This is a genomic window from Kineococcus vitellinus (assembly GCF_009906315.1).
GTDB lineage: Bacteria > Actinomycetota > Actinomycetes > Actinomycetales > Kineococcaceae > Kineococcus > Kineococcus vitellinus.
The window spans coordinates 1-15,708 of record NZ_JAAALL010000079.1 but is presented as its reverse complement, the minus strand read 5'-3'; the positions used below and the strand labels follow the sequence as shown (position 1 = coordinate 15,708).

Below are 15,708 nucleotides of genomic sequence, written 5' to 3'. Positions count from 1 at the left end.
GTCCAGGCGCTCGCCGCCCTCGCCGAGCGGCCGCTGCCGCCGACGACGTCGCGCAGGCTGCGCGGGGAGGCCCTGGAGCGCTGCTCGCGCGCCGACGTCGACCGCTGGGCGGCCGCGCTGGTGGAGGCCGTCGACCTCGGCGCCTTCGACGTCAGCCCGGCGAGCACCCCCTGGGCCGGTGCGCAGCTGCGCAGCCCGGAGGCGGCCGAGCGCGCGCTGCGGCGCGTGCAGCGCCTCGTCGGCGAGCAGCTGCCGGCCGTGCGGGCGCTGCTGGCCACCACGTGCGACGCGGCCGGGCTGCGCGGGGCCTCCTCCGTGGCCGAGGCGCAGGCCCGCACGGCGCTGCTGGAGGGGGTGCGGGCCACGACCGCCCGCTTCGGCCCCGAGGTCTTCGCCCAGTCCCTCGGCGACGTGGCGGCGGCCACCGCCACCCCGCAGTGGCGCAAGGACCGCGACGTCCGGCTGGGCGTGCTGGCGCGCTGGCGGCTGCGCCGGCAGGCGCGCGCCCTGGTGCGCCCGGACGTGGAGGTCGCCGACGCCGCGACCCTGCACGAGTGGCTGCAGCAGGCCCGCGCGCAGCGGCTGACCTGGCAGCGCGTGGCCGTGCGCGAGGCCGTCCCCGCCGCACCCGCCGACCTGGACGCCCTCGTCACCGAGGTCGGCGAGCTGCGCCACGAGCTGCTCGCCCTGGCCGAGGTCCTGCCCGCGCGCACCTGGACCGAGCTGGGCGCCGCCTCGCCGCTGGAGGTGCAGCTGCCGGAGCTGACCACCCTGCTGCGCTCGCTGGCCGCCGACGCCGCCGCCCTGGAGACCCTGCCCCGGCGCACCGTGCTCCTCGACGAGCTGACCGCCGCCGGCTGGCGGCCGCTGCTCGAGGAGCTGCAGGTGCGCTGGAGCGGGCCCGGCAGCCTGGACCTGCCCGCGGAGGTCCAGGCCGCCTGGTGGGCCGGGGTGCTCGACACCACCGCGCTGGCCGACCCGCACGTGGGCGCGGCCGACGCCGCGGGGCTGCGGCGCGCGCGCCACGAGCTGCAGCTGGCCGTCGCCGCCGCCCACGCCCGGCAGGCCCGCGCCGTGCGCGCCGCCGTCGACGCCCGCGCCGACGGGGACGGGGACGCCGCGGCGCTGCTGCCGGTGACCGCGGTCTCCGCGGCCGGGGTGGCGGCGCTGGCCGACCGCCTGGGGGAGGCCGACCTCGTCGTCGTCCTGGGCGCGCAGGCCACCGCCACCGCGACCGCGCTGCCCGCCCTCGCGCGCGCCCGCCAGGTGCTCGTCGTGGGCGACCCGGCGCTGCCGGGACCCGTCGACCTGCACACCGCCCGCGAGCGCGAGGAGGTGCCGGCGGACGCCGCCGGCAGCCTCTTCGCCGACACCGGGGGCGTGCTGCCGACGCTGCGGCTGGACCGCCAGCACGCCCTGCTCGACGACGGGCTGCTGGCCGGCGTGCCGCAGGTGCTGCGCGCGGCGCCCGAGGACTCGCTGCCCGGCCCCGGCCGCGACGGCCGGCGCGTGGTGCGCACCTCCGGCAGGCCGCCCGGGGCGCGCCGCGGCCCCGACGCCCTCGTGGACCTCGCCGTGGACGCGGCCCTCGGCGCGCTGCGCAGCCACCCCGAGGAGTCGCTGGGCGTCGTCGTCCCCGACGCCGCCGGCGCGGAGCTGCTGGCGGACGCCGTGCGCCGCCGCGCGCTCGCCGCGGGCCTGCCGCTGGCCGTCGGCCGCGAACCGCTGCTGGTCGCGGCCGCGGGCCGCTGGGCGGGGGAGCGCCGCGACCACGTGCTGGTCCTGGCCGACGCCGTCCTCAACGGCCCCGGCCTCGGGGCCGCGGGCAGCGCCGGCGCCGGTCGCGCGCAGGTGTGGATGGCGCTGACCCGCTCCCGGCTGCGCACGACGCTGCTGCTCGACGACTCCGGCTGGGCCTCCCCGGCGGGTGCCGGTGCGGGTGCCGGTGCCGGCGACGTCGCCGAGGGGCGCCGGCTGCTCGTGCAGCTCGCCCTCGCGTGGGAGCGCCCGCACGAGGACGGCGGGGCCCGCGGGCGCTCGCCGCTGGTGCGCCGCCTGGCCGCCGCGTGCGCGGACGCGGGCCTGCCGGTGGAGCTGGAGGTCGGCACCTCGCGCGTCCTGCCGCTCGTCGTGCGCGACGCGCGCTCGCGGGTCGGCACCGGTCCGGCGCTGGCCGTGCACCTGGACGACCCGGCGTGGGCGGCCGCGGAGGTGGTCGACCGCGAGGTCGACGGGCCCACCCGCCTGGAGCGCCGCGGCTGGCGGTACGTGCAGGTGCTCGGGGCCGACGTGCACGCCGACGCGGCGGCCGAGGCGGGGCGGATCGCAGCGCTGTGGCGCGAGGTCCTCGCCGAGGCCGGTCACGACCTGCCCTGGGTGCTCGACGTGGCCTCGGTCGAGGAGGCCCCGGGCGAGCCGGAGCAGGCCGTCGCCGGCCTGGCCGCCGGGAGCGGCCAGGCGACGGGCGGACCGGGCGCGGTGCGCGAGCGGGAGGCCTCGTGAGCGTCCCGGCCGGGCACTCGCCCGAGCACGGGCCCGAGCGCGGCGGCGACGGGGACCGGGAAATCCCGCTGGAGGACGAGGTCTCCGCCGACGACCGCGACGAGGGCTGGGGGGAGCGGCCGTCGTCCGGCCACGACGACGACTGGTACCTGTCCCAGCGTCCGCCGCACTGGGACTGACACGACGGACGGTGAGTGGCCGAGCGCGTTGCGAGACAACACGACCACCCAGCGCTGCTGGCGCGTCACGCTCGGTCGAAATCGCGGATCAGACCGTCGGCAGGCCTTCTGCCGGGGCCGCGCAGGCCCCCATCATGGGCGCGGAACCTCGACGGGTGTCCCCCGTCCGGGGGACACCCGCGGACCGGCTCGACCACGGCGGAAGGCGGAGGATGCAGCGCGTCACGGTCACCGTCCCCGCACCCGTCCCCGCACCGGTCCCGGTGCCCCGCGCACCCGCGGCGGGCCCGGCGCGCACGGCGCCGCTGACCGCCGTCCTCAGCGTCGCCGCCGCCGCCGTCCTCGTCCTCGCGACGGTCCTCGGGGCCTCCGGCGGGGCGCCGTGGCGCACGTCGGCCTTCGCCCTGCTGCTGGCCGCCGTCGTCGTGGCCGCCGAGCACCGCCCGGCGGGCGTGCGCCCCGGCGCCCGCGGCGACCTGCTGCCCGTGGCCTGGGGCTTCCTCGTCGCCCTCACGGCGCTCGGGCCGCTGTCGCTGGCGCTGCTCGTGCGCGCGGTGCCCTCGCTCGTGCGCGACGTGCGCCGCGGCGCGCCGGTCCCGGCGCTGCTCGCGCGGACCGCCACCGCCGTCACCGGCGTGCTCGTGTGCCGCCTCGTCCTCGACGCGGTGCTCGGCACCCCGCTGAGCGCCGCCCCCGCCCTGGACGCGCCCCAGCAGTGGCCCGCCGTCCTGCTGGCCGGTGCCGCGGGCCTGCTGGCCGAGACGCTCGCCCGCAGCGCCGCGCGCCGGGTCGTCGGGCAGGGTCCGCACCGCCGCCGGCTGCGCGCGGGCACCGCGTCCGGCCCGCTGCTGACCCTCGCGGTGGTCGCCTCGGCGCCCGTCGTCGCCGTCAGCGCGGAGGGCGGCGCCTCCCTGCTCCTGCTCGTCTGCGTGCCGCTGGGCGTGCTCGTGGTCAACGGGGCGCTGGCGCGCCACCACGAGCGGCGCGCCCTGGTCGACGAGCTCACCGGGCTGCCCAACCGCGAGGCGCTGCTGCGGGCCACCGCCCGCGCGCTGCGCCCGACGGGACGCCCCGGGGCCGGGCCCGGCCTGCTCGTCGTGGACCTCGACCACTTCAAGGACGTCAACGACACCCTGGGCCACCCCGTGGGGGACGCGCTGCTGCGCGAGGTCGCCGAGCGGCTGCTCGCGCGGGCGCCGCGGGACGCCGTCGTGGCCCGCCTCGGCGGCGACGAGTTCGCCCTGCTGGTGGCCGACGGCACGAGCGCCGAGGCGCTCGCCGGTGCGGTCGTGAACGAGATGTCCCGGCCGCTGCGCGTCGGCGAGCTGCAGGTGCTGCTGCCGGCCAGCGTCGGCGTGGCCCTGGCGCCCGAGCACGGCAGCACCGCCTCCGCGCTGCTGCAGAGCGCCGACGTCGCCCTCTACCAGGCCAAGGAGGTCCGCGGCCGGGCCTGCACCTACGCCGGGCGGCGCGAGGTGCACAGCGTCGAGCGGCTGCGGCTGCTCGGCGACCTCGGCCGGGCCGTGGACCGCGGCGAGCTGTTCGTGCAGTACCAGCCGCAGGTCGACCCGGCCACCGGCCGCCTCGTGGGGGTGGAGGCGCTGGTGCGCTGGAACCACCCCGACCTGGGCGCCGTGGCCCCCGACCGCTTCATCCCGCTCGCCGAGCAGTCCGGCCTCGTCGGGCGCATCACCTCGCTCGTGCTGGACGTGGCGGTGGGCGAGCTCGCGCTCTGGCGCGCGGAGGGCTTCCGGCCGACCCTGTCGGTCAACCTGTCCGCGCGGCTGCTCGGCGACGCCGACCTGCCCTCGCGCGTGGAGCAGGTGCTGCAGCGCCACGGCGTGGAGGCCTCGGCGCTGGTGCTGGAGGTGACCGAGACGGGGATCGTCTCCGACCCCGAGCGGGCGGGGGCGGTCGTGCGCCGGCTGCGGGCGCTCGGCTGCTCGGTCGCCGTCGACGACTTCGGCACCGGGCAGTGCTCGCTGACCTACCTCACCGACCTCGAGGTCGACGAGCTGAAGATCGACCGCAGCTTCGTCACCGGCATGACGACCGACCGGGCGCGCGGCGTCATCGTGCGCTCGACCGTGCAGATGGGCCGCGACCTGGGTCTGCGCGTCGTCGCCGAGGGGGTGGAGGACGCCCGCACCCAGCAGGTCCTCGCCGCGCTGGGCTGCCACGTCGCCCAGGGCACGCACGTCGGCGCGCCCGTGAGCGCCCGGCGGCTGCTGGAGCGCCTGCGCGCGCAGGAGCCGGCGGTCGGTGCCGCCGCGCTGCCGCCGCCGGCGCGCGCGCCGCTGCCCCTGGAGGGCTGAGCGGGCGCTCACCGCGCGCGGACCGCGACGACGGTGCGCCCCGCGCTGGCCGCCAGGCGGGCCGCCGTGGCCGCGTCGACGGCCACCAGCACGCTCGTCGCCGGCCCGGCACCCGGACCCGCGAGCAGGCCGGCGCCCGCGCCGGCGGCGGGGACGCTGAGGACCACGACGTCCGTGGCCACGCGCTCGGCGCCCGCGGCGCGGCCGGTGACCGGGTCCTCGGTGCGGGCCAGGACGTCGACGTGCGCGCCGGGGGCCAGGCTCGCCAGCACGGCGGCGTCGCCGACGTCGACGGTCGCGGCGAGCGTGCCCACCGGCTGGCCCACCAGCAGCCCCGCGCCCCGGGTGCGGGTCCGCGTCAGCAGCTCACCGCGCCGCAGGGGCGTCGCCAGGACCGGGCCGGGCAGCTCGTCCGCGCCCAGCACGCCGGCCGGGACCGCCCCGGCGGCCCAGCGCACCTCGCGCACGTCCCCGGGCGAGAGCACCGCACCCGCCGGCAGGTCCCGGTCGGCGACGAGCACGAGGCGCGTCGGCGGCCGGGGCGGGGCCAGCGCGCCCACCGCGAGCGCTCCCGCACCGGCGACGAGGCCGGCCGTCAGCCAGCGGCGGGCCAGCCGCCGCCGGCGGCGGGCGGCCGGACCCGGTCCGGAGCGGGTGCGGTCGGCGGGGAGGGCGAGGGCCATGGCCGCACGCTAGGGACGGCGGGCGCCCCGCCGTCCCTGGCCGGAGCCCTGCTGTGGACGGGGCCGGCCCCCGCGCGGCGGGGGAGACCGCGGCGGCTCAGGCGGCGGAGGAGCCGCTCGAGGAGGAGCCGCTCGAGGAGCTGCCGCCGGAGGAACCCGAGCCGGAGGACGAGGAGGACGAGGTGGAGGACGGCGAGGAGGTGCTCGCCGCGCCGGCGGAGGAGCCGGTGGACCCCGAGCCGTCGGAACCGCCCGAGGACGCCCCCGCGGAGCTGCGGGAGTCGTTGCGGTAGAAGCCCGACCCCTTGAAGACGATGCCGACGTTGTTGAACAGCTTGCGCAGCTGCCCCGAGCACTCGGGGCAGGTGGTCAGGGCGTCGTCGCTGAACGACTGGCGGATCTCGAAGGAGTGTCCGCACGACTGGCAGGCGTAGGCGTAGGTGGGCACGTCGTCTCCGTGGGTACCGGACCCCGATTGGCACTCGGGGTGTTCGAGTGCCAAGGGTACTCGGGTCCGGGCGCCCGCGCCGCCCTCAGCGCGCCGTCCGCGGCCGGGGCAGGACGACCGGGCCCGTGGTGGCCTCCTGCACCCGCAGCCAGCCGTCGTCGGTGCCCACCGGCAGGCCGCGCGCCACCGGCGGCGGGCTGGCGGCGTCGGCGGCCACCGACACCAGCGCCCACGCGCCCGCGGACGTCTGCGCGCTGCGGGCCGGGCCCACCCGCACCCGCAGCACCTCCTCCTCGCGCGCGGCACCGGTCGCGGCGGCCGGCGAGAGCACCGCCACCCGCTGCCCGCCCGCGCGCAGCGCGCCCGTCCACCCCCGCACCAGCGCCGCCTCCTCGGCGGTGGGCGCCTGCGCACCCGCCACCACGACCACGCCGGTGAGCGCCGGGTCCGCGGCGGCCGCGCGCAGCTGCTCGTGCAGCCACGCCAGCCCGGCGACACCCGCCGGACCCCCGGAGCCCTGCACCAGCCACCGGGTGCCGGCCACGTCGCGGCGCTCGCCCACCTCGCCCGTGCCGGCCGGCCAGCTCCAGGCCACGCCGGCCGGCAGCTCGCGCGCCAGCACCGCCCGCACCGCCGCGACGTCGGCCGCGCCGGCGCTGCCGCCCGGGCCGCCGGCCCCCGCGACCTCGCCGGTCAGCACCACCTGCTGCGCGCCGGCGGCCACCGCCCGGCGCAGCGCGCTCACCAGGGCCGCCTCCGAGGAGGGGTCGGAGGCCTGCACGCGGGTGCCGGCCACGAGCGCCGTGCGGGAGGTGCGCGGGCCGGTGGCCGCGGCGGGCCCCAGCGCGGCGTCGCGCACGGCCTCGGGCGCGCCGGGTGCCGCCGGGGGCACCCCGGCCTGCAGCAGGGCCAGGTCCAGCGCTCCGGCCGCGCGCGCCGCCGGGTCGGTCTGCGCCAGGTAGACGCGCTCCAGGGCGAGCTCGCGGGCGCCCCCGGGCACGGGCACGGCCAGCCGCTGCCAGCCGCCGCTGCCGACGCGGGCCGCGAAGGTGAGGGGCCGGCCGGCGCCGTCGACGCGCAGCGTCCCCCGCAGCCACCCGCCGCCGCCGTCGCCGCGCACCCACAGGGCGACCTCGCCGCTGCCCGCGGGCAGCGGCACGGGCGCGGTCGGCACGAGCGCGGCGACGGCGGTGCCGGGGCCCTGGCCGCGGAAGTCGTACGCCAGCCGCAGGGCCGCGCCCGCACCGGGCAGGTCGTCGACGGCCACCCGGCTCACGCCCGCGGTGGCGCGGGTGGCGCTCGCGCTCCAGCGGCCGGGGTCGTCGAGGCGGTCCAGGGTGCGCGGCAGCAGGCCGAGCGCCACGCCCGCGGTGGCGCCGACGCCGCCCACCTGCAGCCGCACCGCCGTCGCCGCGGGCCCGCCGGCGACGGCGGTCAGCCGCAACCGCCCGTCGGGCAGGGCGTCGGCCCGCACCAGCGCGGGGTCGGTGCCGACGGCCACGTCGGCGGCGTCGACCGGGGCGCTGCGGCCCTCCGCGTCGCGGCCGACGACCCGCACGTCCGCGCTGGCGCCCGCGGCGGGCAGCGCCACGGGCCGCTCCAGCTCCAGGCGGGCCAGCGGGGCGAGGACCTCGACGTCGAGCGCGGCGGTGGCGCTGCCGGCGCGGGCGGTGAGCGTGGTGGTGCCCGGGCGCAGGCCGCTCAGCACGGCCCGCGCCCCGGCGGCGGTGGCGGTGGCGGTGACGGCGGCCACCTCGGGCGCCGCGGCGGTGACCTGGACCGCTCCCGCGGCCGGGACCGGCGCGCCCGCGGAGTCGGTGACGACGGCGTCGACGCCGCGGTGCAGCCCGGGGAAGAGGCGCGGGGAGGGGGTGCGCAGCACGACGCCGGCCTGCCCGGAGCCGGGAGCGGCCACCAGGCCGATCGCGTGCGCGACGGGGCGCGCGGCGCCGTCGGAGGGCGCGCCGACCTCGCGGACCCCGGCCTCGCCGGGGGCGCGGGCGACCATCTGCGCCGAGCCCCCGCCGTCCAGCATCACCGCGCCGACGGCGCCGGCCTGGAGCATCCGCTGCGCCGTCTCGGTGGCCGTGAGGCCCCGGGAGGCCGCGGTGCCGCCGTCGACGGTGAGCAGCAGCAGCTCCCCGGTGGCGCTCCAGCCGAGCGCGGTGCGCGCCCGCAGCGCCGCCCACGTCGGGTCGGCGGTGTCGATGGGCGCGATCCTGCCCCCGCGCACCAGCTCCAGCCGGGCGCCGACCGCGAAGCCGCCGGGTGCGCCCGCCAGCGCCTCGTCGCGCACCCGGGTGTCCGCGAGCGCGCTCGTGCCGGGCGCGGTGCCGGCGAGGGCGGCCGCGGCCGAGCCGGTGGCGACGAGCACGAAGCCGTCGGCCGGCACGGGGGTGGCGCCGGGGGCGCGGACGGCGCTGACACGCCCGCCGCGGACCTCCAGCTCGGTCCCGGCGCCCGCGGTCAGCGCGCGGTCGCCGTCGCCCCAGGCCGGGGAGAACAGCGCGACGGCGTCGGGGGCGACGGTGCGGGTGTTGAGCGCGGCGAGCGGGAGGGTGCGGGCGCCGACGGTGACGCTGCCCTGCAGCTGCACCGCGCCCACGCGCCCGCTCCAGCCGGCGCCGGAGGGGGCGAGCGCGACGGCCGACTGCACCGCCGCGTCCGCCTTCAGCGCGGTGCCGGCGACGACGACGGGGCCGTCGGGGGTGCCGGTGCGGTCGATGTCGAAGAAGTCGCCGTTGACGGCGGCCACGGCGCCGGCGGCGGTGGCCAGCTCGGCGGGGGTGCGGGGCGAGGACAGGTCCTGCTGCAGCAGCGCGGGGCGGGTGCCGGAGCCCGGGGCCAGCCGCAGCAGCTGGCTGCGCACGGGGCCGGCGGCGTCGAGCGTGGCCCGGCGCTCCAGCAGGAGGCCGGGGGCCACGACCTCGCGGGTGGTGGACACCTCCAGGACGCCCGGCGCCTCCTCGGCGAGCGCGGCCGGGGCCTGCAGCAGGGGGGTCAGGAGGAGCGGGACGACGCCCGCGAGGAGGGTTCGCAGCGCACGCACGGACGCAGAGTAACCGCTACTTCACTGAGGGTTGCGCCAGTCGGCGAGCTTGCCGTACCGGCTGACCGCCAGCAGCCGCGCCTCCACCCGCTCGCGCTCGCTGGCGGCCGTGACGACGAGCACGTCGTCGCCGCGGCGCAGCACCGTGCGCGGCTGCGGCACGAAGGTCGCCCCGTCCCGGGCCACCAGCGTGACGTTGGCGCCCGCCGGCAGCCGCAGCTCGAACACCTCGACGCCGTGCAGGCGGGAGGCGGGCCCCACGCGCACCTGCACGACGTCCGCCGACAGCGTCCCCAGCGGCGAGACCTCCACGTCGAGCTCCTCGGTGGGGGCCGCCGGGGCCAGCCCCAGCCGGCGGGCCAGCGGGCTGAGCGTGGGCGCCTGCACGAGGGTGAAGACGACCACGAGCACGAGCACGAGGTCGAACAGCCGCTGCCCGCCGGCGATCCCCGCGACCAGCGGGACCGTCGCCAGCACCACCGGCACCGCGCCCCGCAGCCCCGCCCACGACAGGAACACCAGGTCCGGGGCCCGCACCCGGAAGGGCAGCAGGCTGGCCACCACCGAGGCCGGTCGCGCCAGCACCGTGAGCACGAGGCCGACGAGCAGCGCGTCGACCAGCGCGCCCGGCAGCCGCGAGGGCGTCGCCAGCAGCCCGAGCATGACGAACAGCCCGATCTGGGCCAGCCAGCCGGAGGCCTCCGCGAACCCGCGCGTCGTGTGCCGGTGCGGCAGCCGGGCGTTGCCGAGCACGAGACCGCACAGGTACGTGGCCAGGAAGCCCGAGCCGTGCAGCACGTCGGCCACGGCGAAGGCCCCGACGGCCAGCGCCAGGACGGCGATCGGGTACAGCCCCGAGCTCGGCAGCGCCGCGCGCCGCAGCGCGAAGGTGCCCAGCGCCCCGATCCCCAGGCCCGCCAGGGTGCCGACGCCCAGCTCGACGACGCCCTCGGCGAGCAGCGACCACCAGGCGTGCCCGCCGTGGCCGGTGGCGACGTCGGTGAGGGCGACGACCGCGATGACGACGGGCGCGTCGTTGAGCCCGGACTCCGCCTCCAGCAGCCCGGAGAGGCGGGCCGGCAGCGGCACCGAGCGCAGCACCGAGAAGACCGCCGCGGCGTCGGTGGAGGAGACGACGGCGCCGATGAGCAGCGAGACCGGCCAGCTGGTGCCCAGCAGCAGGTGCGCGCCGGTGCCGACGACGGCGGTGGAGACCGCCGTCCCCGCGGTCGCCAGCACGGCCGCGGGCCCCAGCACGGCCCGCACGCTGGACCAGCGCGTCGTCAGCCCGCCCTCGGCGAGGATGAGGACCAGGGCGCCGTAGCCGAGGACCTGGGCCACCTCGGCGTCGGCGAAGGGGATGCCGAAGCCGTCCTCGCCGAGCACCAGGCCCAGGGCCAGGTACAGCAGCAGCGAGGGCAGGCCGGTGCGCGCGGACAGCCGCACGGCCAGGACGGCCACGAGCAGGACCCCGCAGGAGAGCAGCAGGACGCGGCTGAACTCCTCCAGGGTCATGGGTCACCGTACCGGGGCGCGCCGTCGCGGCGGCCCGCCCGGTCGGCGGCGGGTCGCCGCGCTCCGGCGGCGGCCCGGTGCGGGCTCAGACGGCGAGCCAGAGCCAGCGCGTCGGCGTCACCACGGCGTGCACGGGCCGGTCGTGCGGCAGCGAGGGCAGCGGGGTGATCGCCGCGTCGAGCAGCTCCTCGTCGTGGACGACGGCGAGCACGGGCACCCGCGCCGGGACCCGCCGCAGGGCGCGGTCGTAGCTGCCGCCGCCCTGGCCCAGCCGGCGCCCGGCGGTGTCCACGGCCAGCGCCGGGACGACGACGAGGTCGACGGTCGCGACGGCCTCCGGGCCCAGCAGCGCCTCCCGCCCGGCGGCCTCGCCGGCGCGGTGCCAGTCGAGGTCGTCGTCGTCCCGGCGGTGCGGCAGCAGCACCTGCACGCCGTGGCGGTGCAGCTGGGCGAGCAGCGCGCCGGTGCCCGGCTCGCCGGGCAGCGAGGAGTAGCAGGCGATGCGGTGGGCCCCCGCCAGCAGCGGGCAGTCGAGCAGGACGCGGGCGAGGTCGGCCTCGACGGCGGCGGCGGCCCGCTCGTCGCGGGTGCGGCGGTCGGCGCGCACGTCGCGGCGCAGGCGCGCCTTGCGCGCCTGCACCTCCAGCGCGTCGGGGCTGAGGGTGAGCCCGCCGTCGGCGGTGACGGCATCGGCGGTGAGGGCGTCGGCGGTGAGGGTGGTGTCGGCGGTGGTGACGGCGGTGGTGGCCACGGCGGCTCCTGGTCCGGGAGGAGCTCGTCCACGGGTCCTCGGGACGTCTCCTCACGCAGAGTGTGCCTGTCGTCTACGCGTAGCGCCATGCCCGGTGGTGTCCGGGTGCGCCCGGGGGATCGCTCCACCGGGTCAGCCCGGCAGCGGGCGGTGCACGGGTGCGGACGGGCGGTAGCCTCCGGCCCCATGAGCGAACGCGACGAGCGCCGCACCGTCCGCAAGGCCGTCATCCCGGCCGCCGGGCAGGGCACGCGGTTCCTGCCCGCCACGAAGGCCATGCCCAAGGAGATGCTGCCGGTGGTGGACACCCCGGCCATCCAGTACATCGTCGAGGAGGCCGTCCGCGCCGGCCTGACCGACGTGCTGATGATCACTGGGCGCAACAAGCGGCCGCTGGAGGACCACTTCGACCGCAACGTCGAGCTCGAGGCCGGTCTCGAGGCCAAGGGCGACAAGACCAAGCTCGCGCGCGTCCAGGAGTCCACCGACCTCGCGCAGGTGCACTACGTGCGCCAGGGCGACCCCAAGGGCCTCGGCCACGCCGTGCTGGTGGCCGAGCAGCACGTGGGCGACGAGCCGTTCGTCGTCCTGCTCGGCGACGACATCGTCGACGCCCGCGACCCGCTGCTGGACGCGATGATCGAGGTGCGCGAGCGCCTCGGCGGCAGCGTCGTGGCCTTCATGGAGGTCCCCGAGGACCAGATCCACCTCTACGGCTGCGCGGTCGCCGAGCCCACCGACGTCGAGGACGTCGTGAAGGTCTCCGGCCTGGTGGAGAAGCCCGCGCGCGAGGAGGCCCCCAGCAACCTCGCCATCATCGGCCGCTACCTGCTGGACCCGGCCGTCTTCGCCGTGCTGCACGAGACGCCGCCCGGCAAGGGCGGGGAGATCCAGCTGACCGACGCGCTGCAGGTGCTGGCCCAGGGCGAGGGCCCCGGCCACGGCGTGCACGGCGTCGTCTTCCGCGGCCGCCGCTACGACACCGGCGACAAGCTCGACTACATCAAGGCCGTCGTGCGGCTGGCCAGCGAGCGCGAGGACATCGGTTCCGAGCTGCGCGAGTGGCTGGCCGACTACGTCGCGAAGGGTGCCGGCGCTCCTCGCTGAGCGCGGCGTGACAACCTTCGGGACGTGACAGCCGACACCCTCACCACCGTCGCGCAGCACCAGCGCGCGTGCCTGGACCTGGTGCGCCCCCTGCCGCCGCTGGACCTGGCGCTGCGCGACGCCCTCGGCTGCGTCCTGGCCGAGGACGTCGTGAGCCCCCGCGCCCTGCCGGCCTTCGACAACTCCGGCATGGACGGCTACGCGGTGCGGGTGCGCGACGTGGAGGGTGCCAGCGAGCAGGCCCCGGTGGGCCTGCCGGTGCTGGCCGACATCGCCGCCGGGCACGCGGAGACGCTGCGGCTGACCGCCGGCACCGCCGCGCGCATCATGACCGGCGCCCCGGTGCCGCCCGGCGCCGAGGCCGTCGTGCCCGTGGAGTGGACCGACCGGGGCGTCAGCCACGTGCAGGTGCGCCGGGCGCCGGCGCCCGGCCAGCACGTGCGCCGGGCGGGGGAGGACGTCGCCGCCGGCGTGCTCGTCCTGGAGGCGGGCACCCGGCTGGAGCCGCGGCACGTCGGCGTCCTGGCGGCGCTGGGCCGGGCGCGCGTGCGGGTGCGCCCGCGCCCGCGCGTCGTGGTCGTCTCCACCGGCAGCGAGGTCGTGGAACCGGGGACCGTGCTGGCCCACGGCCAGCTGCACGACGCCAACGGCTACCTGCTGACGGCGGCCGCCGAGGACGTCGGCGCGCTCGCCTACCGGGTGGGCGTGGTCGCCGACGACGCCCGCGAGCTGGCCGCCGTCCTCGACGACCAGCTCGTGCGCGCCGACGTGGTCATCACCTCCGGCGGCGTCAGCGAGGGCGCCTACGACACCGTCAAGGAGGTGCTGTCCGGGCCCGGGCAGCACGCGGTGCGCTTCGAGCGCGTGGCCGTGCAGCCGGGGATGCCCCAGGGCTGCGGCACGCTGGGCGAGCAGCGCGTCCCCGTCTTCACCCTGCCGGGCAACCCGGTGAGCGCGTTCGTCTCCTTCGAGGTGTTCGTGCGCCCGGCGCTGCGGCGGATGCTGGGCGCGGCCGGGCCCGACCCGCAGCGCCCGCGGGTGCGCTGCGTCGCGGCGGCCGGCTGGAGCTCGCCGCCGGCCAAGGAGCAGTACGTGCGGGCGGCGTGCACCGCCGGCGCGGACGGGCGGCTGCACGTCGCGCCCGTCTCCGGACACGGCTCGCACCTGGTGACCGCGCTGGCCCGCGCCACCTGCCTGGCCGTCGTGCCCGCGGGGGTGTCGGCCGTCGAGCCGGGCGACGAGGTCGAGTGCGTGCTGCTGGGACCGCTGCCGCAGTCAACGGCGGGGGGTGCGCGGTGAGCGAGCGGCTGACCCACCTCGACGAGTCCGGCCACGCGCGCGTCGTCGACGTCTCCGCCAAGCCCGTGACGGCGCGCGAGGCGCGCGCGGAGGGGTTCGTGCGCTGCTCCCCGCAGGTGCTGGCGCTGCTCGCCGAGGGCGGGTTGCCCAAGGGCGACGCGCTGGCCGTGGCGCGCATCGCCGGTCTGCAGGCGGCCAAGCGCACCCCCGACCTGGTGCCGCTGGCGCACCCGGTGGCCGTGCACGCCGTGGAGGTCGACATCGACGTCGTCGAGGACGGGGTGCACATCCGCTCGGCCGTGCGCACCGCCGACCGCACGGGCATCGAGATGGAGGCGCTGACCTGCGTGGTGGTCGCGGCGCTGACGTTCGTGGACATGGTCAAGGCCGTCGACAAGCGCACCGTGCTCGACGGTGTGAGGGTGACCGCCAAGAGCGGCGGCCGCTCGGGGGACTGGAGCGTCGATGGCTGAGGGTTCGGCGGGCACCGCGCTCGTGGTGACGGTCTCCAACCGGGCCTCGGCGGGGGTGTACTCCGACGACTCCGGGCCGATCGTCGTGGAGGGCCTGCGCTCGCTGGGCTTCGCCGTCGACGGGCCGCTGCTGGTGCCCGACGGCGACCCGGTCGAGGAGGCGCTGCGCGACGCGGTCGCGGCCGGCTACGACGTCGTCGTCACCAACGGCGGCACCGGGCTGAGCCCGCTGGACCTCACCCCCGAGCGCACCCGCCGCGTCCTGGACTACGAGGTCCCCGGTGTGCCGGAGGCGATCCGCGCCGCGGGCGTGGCCAAGGGCGTGGCGACCGCGGTGCTCTCGCGCGGGCTGGCGGGCGTCGCCGGCCGCTCCTTCGTCGTGAACCTGCCCGGTTCGCCGGGAGCCGCGCGCGACGGCGTCGCCGTGCTCGCGGGTTTCCTCGCGCACGCCGTCGGCCAGCTGCACGGGGAGGACCACGCGCGCCGCGGAGGTGGGCGGTGATCGCCGGCTGGCCGGTGGAACTGGTGGAGGGGGCGGTCCGGCTGCGGCCGCTGCGCCGGCGGGACGCGACGGCCTGGCGCGCGGTGCGCGCCGCGAACGCCTCCTGGTTGCGGCCCTGGGAGGCGACCAGCCCGGAGGGTTCCGGTCCCGCCCCGACGTTCGCGCAGATGGTGCGGGGTTTCGCCCGCGAGGCCCGCGCCGGTCGCATGCTGCCCTTCGTCGTCGAGCTCGACGGCAGGCTCGTCGGTCAGATCACCGTCTCCGGGATCACCTGGGGCTCACTGAGGTCCGCGCACGTGGGCTACTGGATCGACCAGCGTGTGGCCGGCCGCGGCACGATCCCGGTGGCGCTGGCGCTGGTGGCCGACCACTGCTTCCGCACGCTGCGCCTGCACCGCGTCGAGGTGAACATCCGGCCCGAGAACTCGGCCTCGCTGCGGGTGGCCGCCAAGCTCGGGATGCGCGACGAGGGCCTGCGCGAGCGCTACCTGCACATCGACGGTTCCTGGCGCGACCACCGCACGTTCGCGCTGACGGCCGAGGAGGTCCCCGAGGGCGTGCTGACGCGCTACCGGACCGCGCGCCGCGACGGCTGAGGCGCCCGCAGCAGCACACCGCGCAACCGCGTGCAAGCCCACGGTGCGACACGCCCGGGTGATCCGCCGCCGCGGGGTCGGTGACCAATACCGTTTCCACGTGCCCGCCAGCAGCCTGATCTTCCTCGTCATCATCGTCCTGTGGGCTGCCTACCTGGTGCCCGCGGCGATCCACAAGCACCGGCGGGCCGCGTCGGCGCGCACCGGTGACCGGGACTCGCAGGCCATGCGCGTCGTCGTCCGCCGCGCCCCCGCGACGGCGCCCGCGCTCGCGGCGACGCTGCCGGCG

The 15,708-nt window shown here is 78.9% G+C and carries 12 protein-coding genes and 2 pseudogenes; 9 read left to right on the top strand and 5 right to left on the bottom strand.

What is annotated here, in order from left to right:
- The 3 genes and pseudogenes from GTQ99_RS09430 to GTQ99_RS09420 form a co-directional block, all read left to right on the top strand.
- A pseudogene (locus GTQ99_RS09430) lies at nt 1-2,502 on the top strand (hypothetical protein); the annotation flags it as partial.
- Nucleotides 2,499-2,681 (top strand): hypothetical protein, encoded by a 183-nt coding sequence (locus GTQ99_RS09425; RefSeq protein WP_166615485.1) that lies wholly within the window; start codon nt 2,499-2,501, stop codon nt 2,679-2,681. The pseudogene GTQ99_RS09430 and the gene GTQ99_RS09425, both read left to right, overlap by 4 nt.
- Nucleotides 2,682-2,893: 212 nt before the next feature.
- A complete protein-coding gene (locus tag GTQ99_RS09420; RefSeq protein ID WP_166615484.1) occupies nt 2,894-4,996 on the top strand; it encodes a putative bifunctional diguanylate cyclase/phosphodiesterase in 2,103 nt (700 codons plus the stop codon).
- Nucleotides 4,997-5,004: 8 nt separating this feature from the next.
- Here GTQ99_RS09420 and GTQ99_RS09415 read toward each other — a convergent pair whose 3' ends face one another.
- The 5 genes from GTQ99_RS09415 to GTQ99_RS09395 all read right to left on the bottom strand — a co-directional run bounded on the left by GTQ99_RS09415 (nt 5,005) and on the right by GTQ99_RS09395 (nt 11,442).
- Complete coding sequence (locus GTQ99_RS09415) at nt 5,005-5,679, bottom strand: SAF domain-containing protein (protein ID WP_166615483.1); 675 nt, start codon at nt 5,677-5,679, stop codon at nt 5,005-5,007.
- Nucleotides 5,680-5,776: 97 nt separating this feature from the next.
- Nucleotides 5,777-6,127, bottom strand: coding sequence for an FmdB family zinc ribbon protein (locus GTQ99_RS09410; RefSeq protein WP_166615482.1), 351 nt, complete (start codon nt 6,125-6,127; stop codon nt 5,777-5,779).
- A gap of 85 nt (nt 6,128-6,212) precedes the next feature.
- Nucleotides 6,213-9,176, bottom strand: coding sequence for a phosphodiester glycosidase family protein (locus tag GTQ99_RS09405; protein WP_166615481.1), 2,964 nt, complete (start codon nt 9,174-9,176; stop codon nt 6,213-6,215).
- A 21-nt stretch (nt 9,177-9,197) separates the two neighbouring features.
- Complete coding sequence (locus GTQ99_RS09400; RefSeq protein ID WP_166615480.1) at nt 9,198-10,691, bottom strand: potassium/proton antiporter; 1,494 nt, start codon at nt 10,689-10,691, stop codon at nt 9,198-9,200.
- Between the two features lie 85 nt (nt 10,692-10,776).
- Nucleotides 10,777-11,442, bottom strand: a complete 666-nt coding sequence (locus tag GTQ99_RS09395) for a 5-formyltetrahydrofolate cyclo-ligase (RefSeq protein ID WP_205707122.1) — start codon at nt 11,440-11,442, stop codon at nt 10,777-10,779.
- 186 nt (nt 11,443-11,628) lie between these two features.
- Between GTQ99_RS09395 and galU the strand changes: the two genes are divergently transcribed.
- The 6 genes and pseudogenes from galU to GTQ99_RS09365 all read left to right on the top strand — a co-directional run.
- On the top strand, nt 11,629-12,549 hold the full coding sequence (galU, locus tag GTQ99_RS09390) for a UTP--glucose-1-phosphate uridylyltransferase GalU (RefSeq protein ID WP_166615479.1): 921 nt from the start codon (nt 11,629-11,631) through the stop codon (nt 12,547-12,549).
- Nucleotides 12,550-12,573: 24 nt separating this feature from the next.
- A complete protein-coding gene (glp, locus tag GTQ99_RS09385; RefSeq protein ID WP_166615478.1) occupies nt 12,574-13,848 on the top strand; it encodes a molybdotransferase-like divisome protein Glp in 1,275 nt (424 codons plus the stop codon).
- Nucleotides 13,845-14,321 (top strand): cyclic pyranopterin monophosphate synthase MoaC, encoded by a 477-nt coding sequence (gene moaC / locus GTQ99_RS09380; protein ID WP_166615477.1) that lies wholly within the window; start codon nt 13,845-13,847, stop codon nt 14,319-14,321. The genes glp and moaC overlap by 4 nt, the downstream gene beginning before the upstream one ends.
- Entirely contained in the window at nt 14,314-14,823 is a 510-nt protein-coding gene (locus GTQ99_RS09375) for a MogA/MoaB family molybdenum cofactor biosynthesis protein (RefSeq protein WP_166615476.1), read from the top strand. Before moaC ends, GTQ99_RS09375 begins: the two co-directional genes overlap by 8 nt.
- Complete coding sequence (locus tag GTQ99_RS09370; RefSeq protein ID WP_166615475.1) at nt 14,820-15,419, top strand: GNAT family N-acetyltransferase; 600 nt, start codon at nt 14,820-14,822, stop codon at nt 15,417-15,419. The genes GTQ99_RS09375 and GTQ99_RS09370 overlap by 4 nt, the downstream gene beginning before the upstream one ends.
- Nucleotides 15,420-15,519: 100 nt before the next feature.
- Nucleotides 15,520-15,708, top strand: a pseudogene (locus GTQ99_RS09365) (hypothetical protein); the annotation flags it as partial.

Excerpts from the sequence above, each read along its gene's own strand:
- GTQ99_RS09420 (WP_166615484.1), top strand. The coding sequence starts at position 2,894 with ATGCAGCGCGTCACGGTCACCGTCCCCGCACCCGTCCCCGCACCGGTC.
- GTQ99_RS09415 (WP_166615483.1), bottom strand. The coding sequence starts at position 5,679 with ATGGCCCTCGCCCTCCCCGCCGACCGCACCCGCTCCGGACCGGGTCCG.
- GTQ99_RS09400 (WP_166615480.1), bottom strand. The coding sequence starts at position 10,691 with ATGACCCTGGAGGAGTTCAGCCGCGTCCTGCTGCTCTCCTGCGGGGTC.
- galU (WP_166615479.1), top strand. The coding sequence starts at position 11,629 with ATGAGCGAACGCGACGAGCGCCGCACCGTCCGCAAGGCCGTCATCCCG.
- GTQ99_RS09375 (WP_166615476.1), top strand. The coding sequence starts at position 14,314 with ATGGCTGAGGGTTCGGCGGGCACCGCGCTCGTGGTGACGGTCTCCAAC.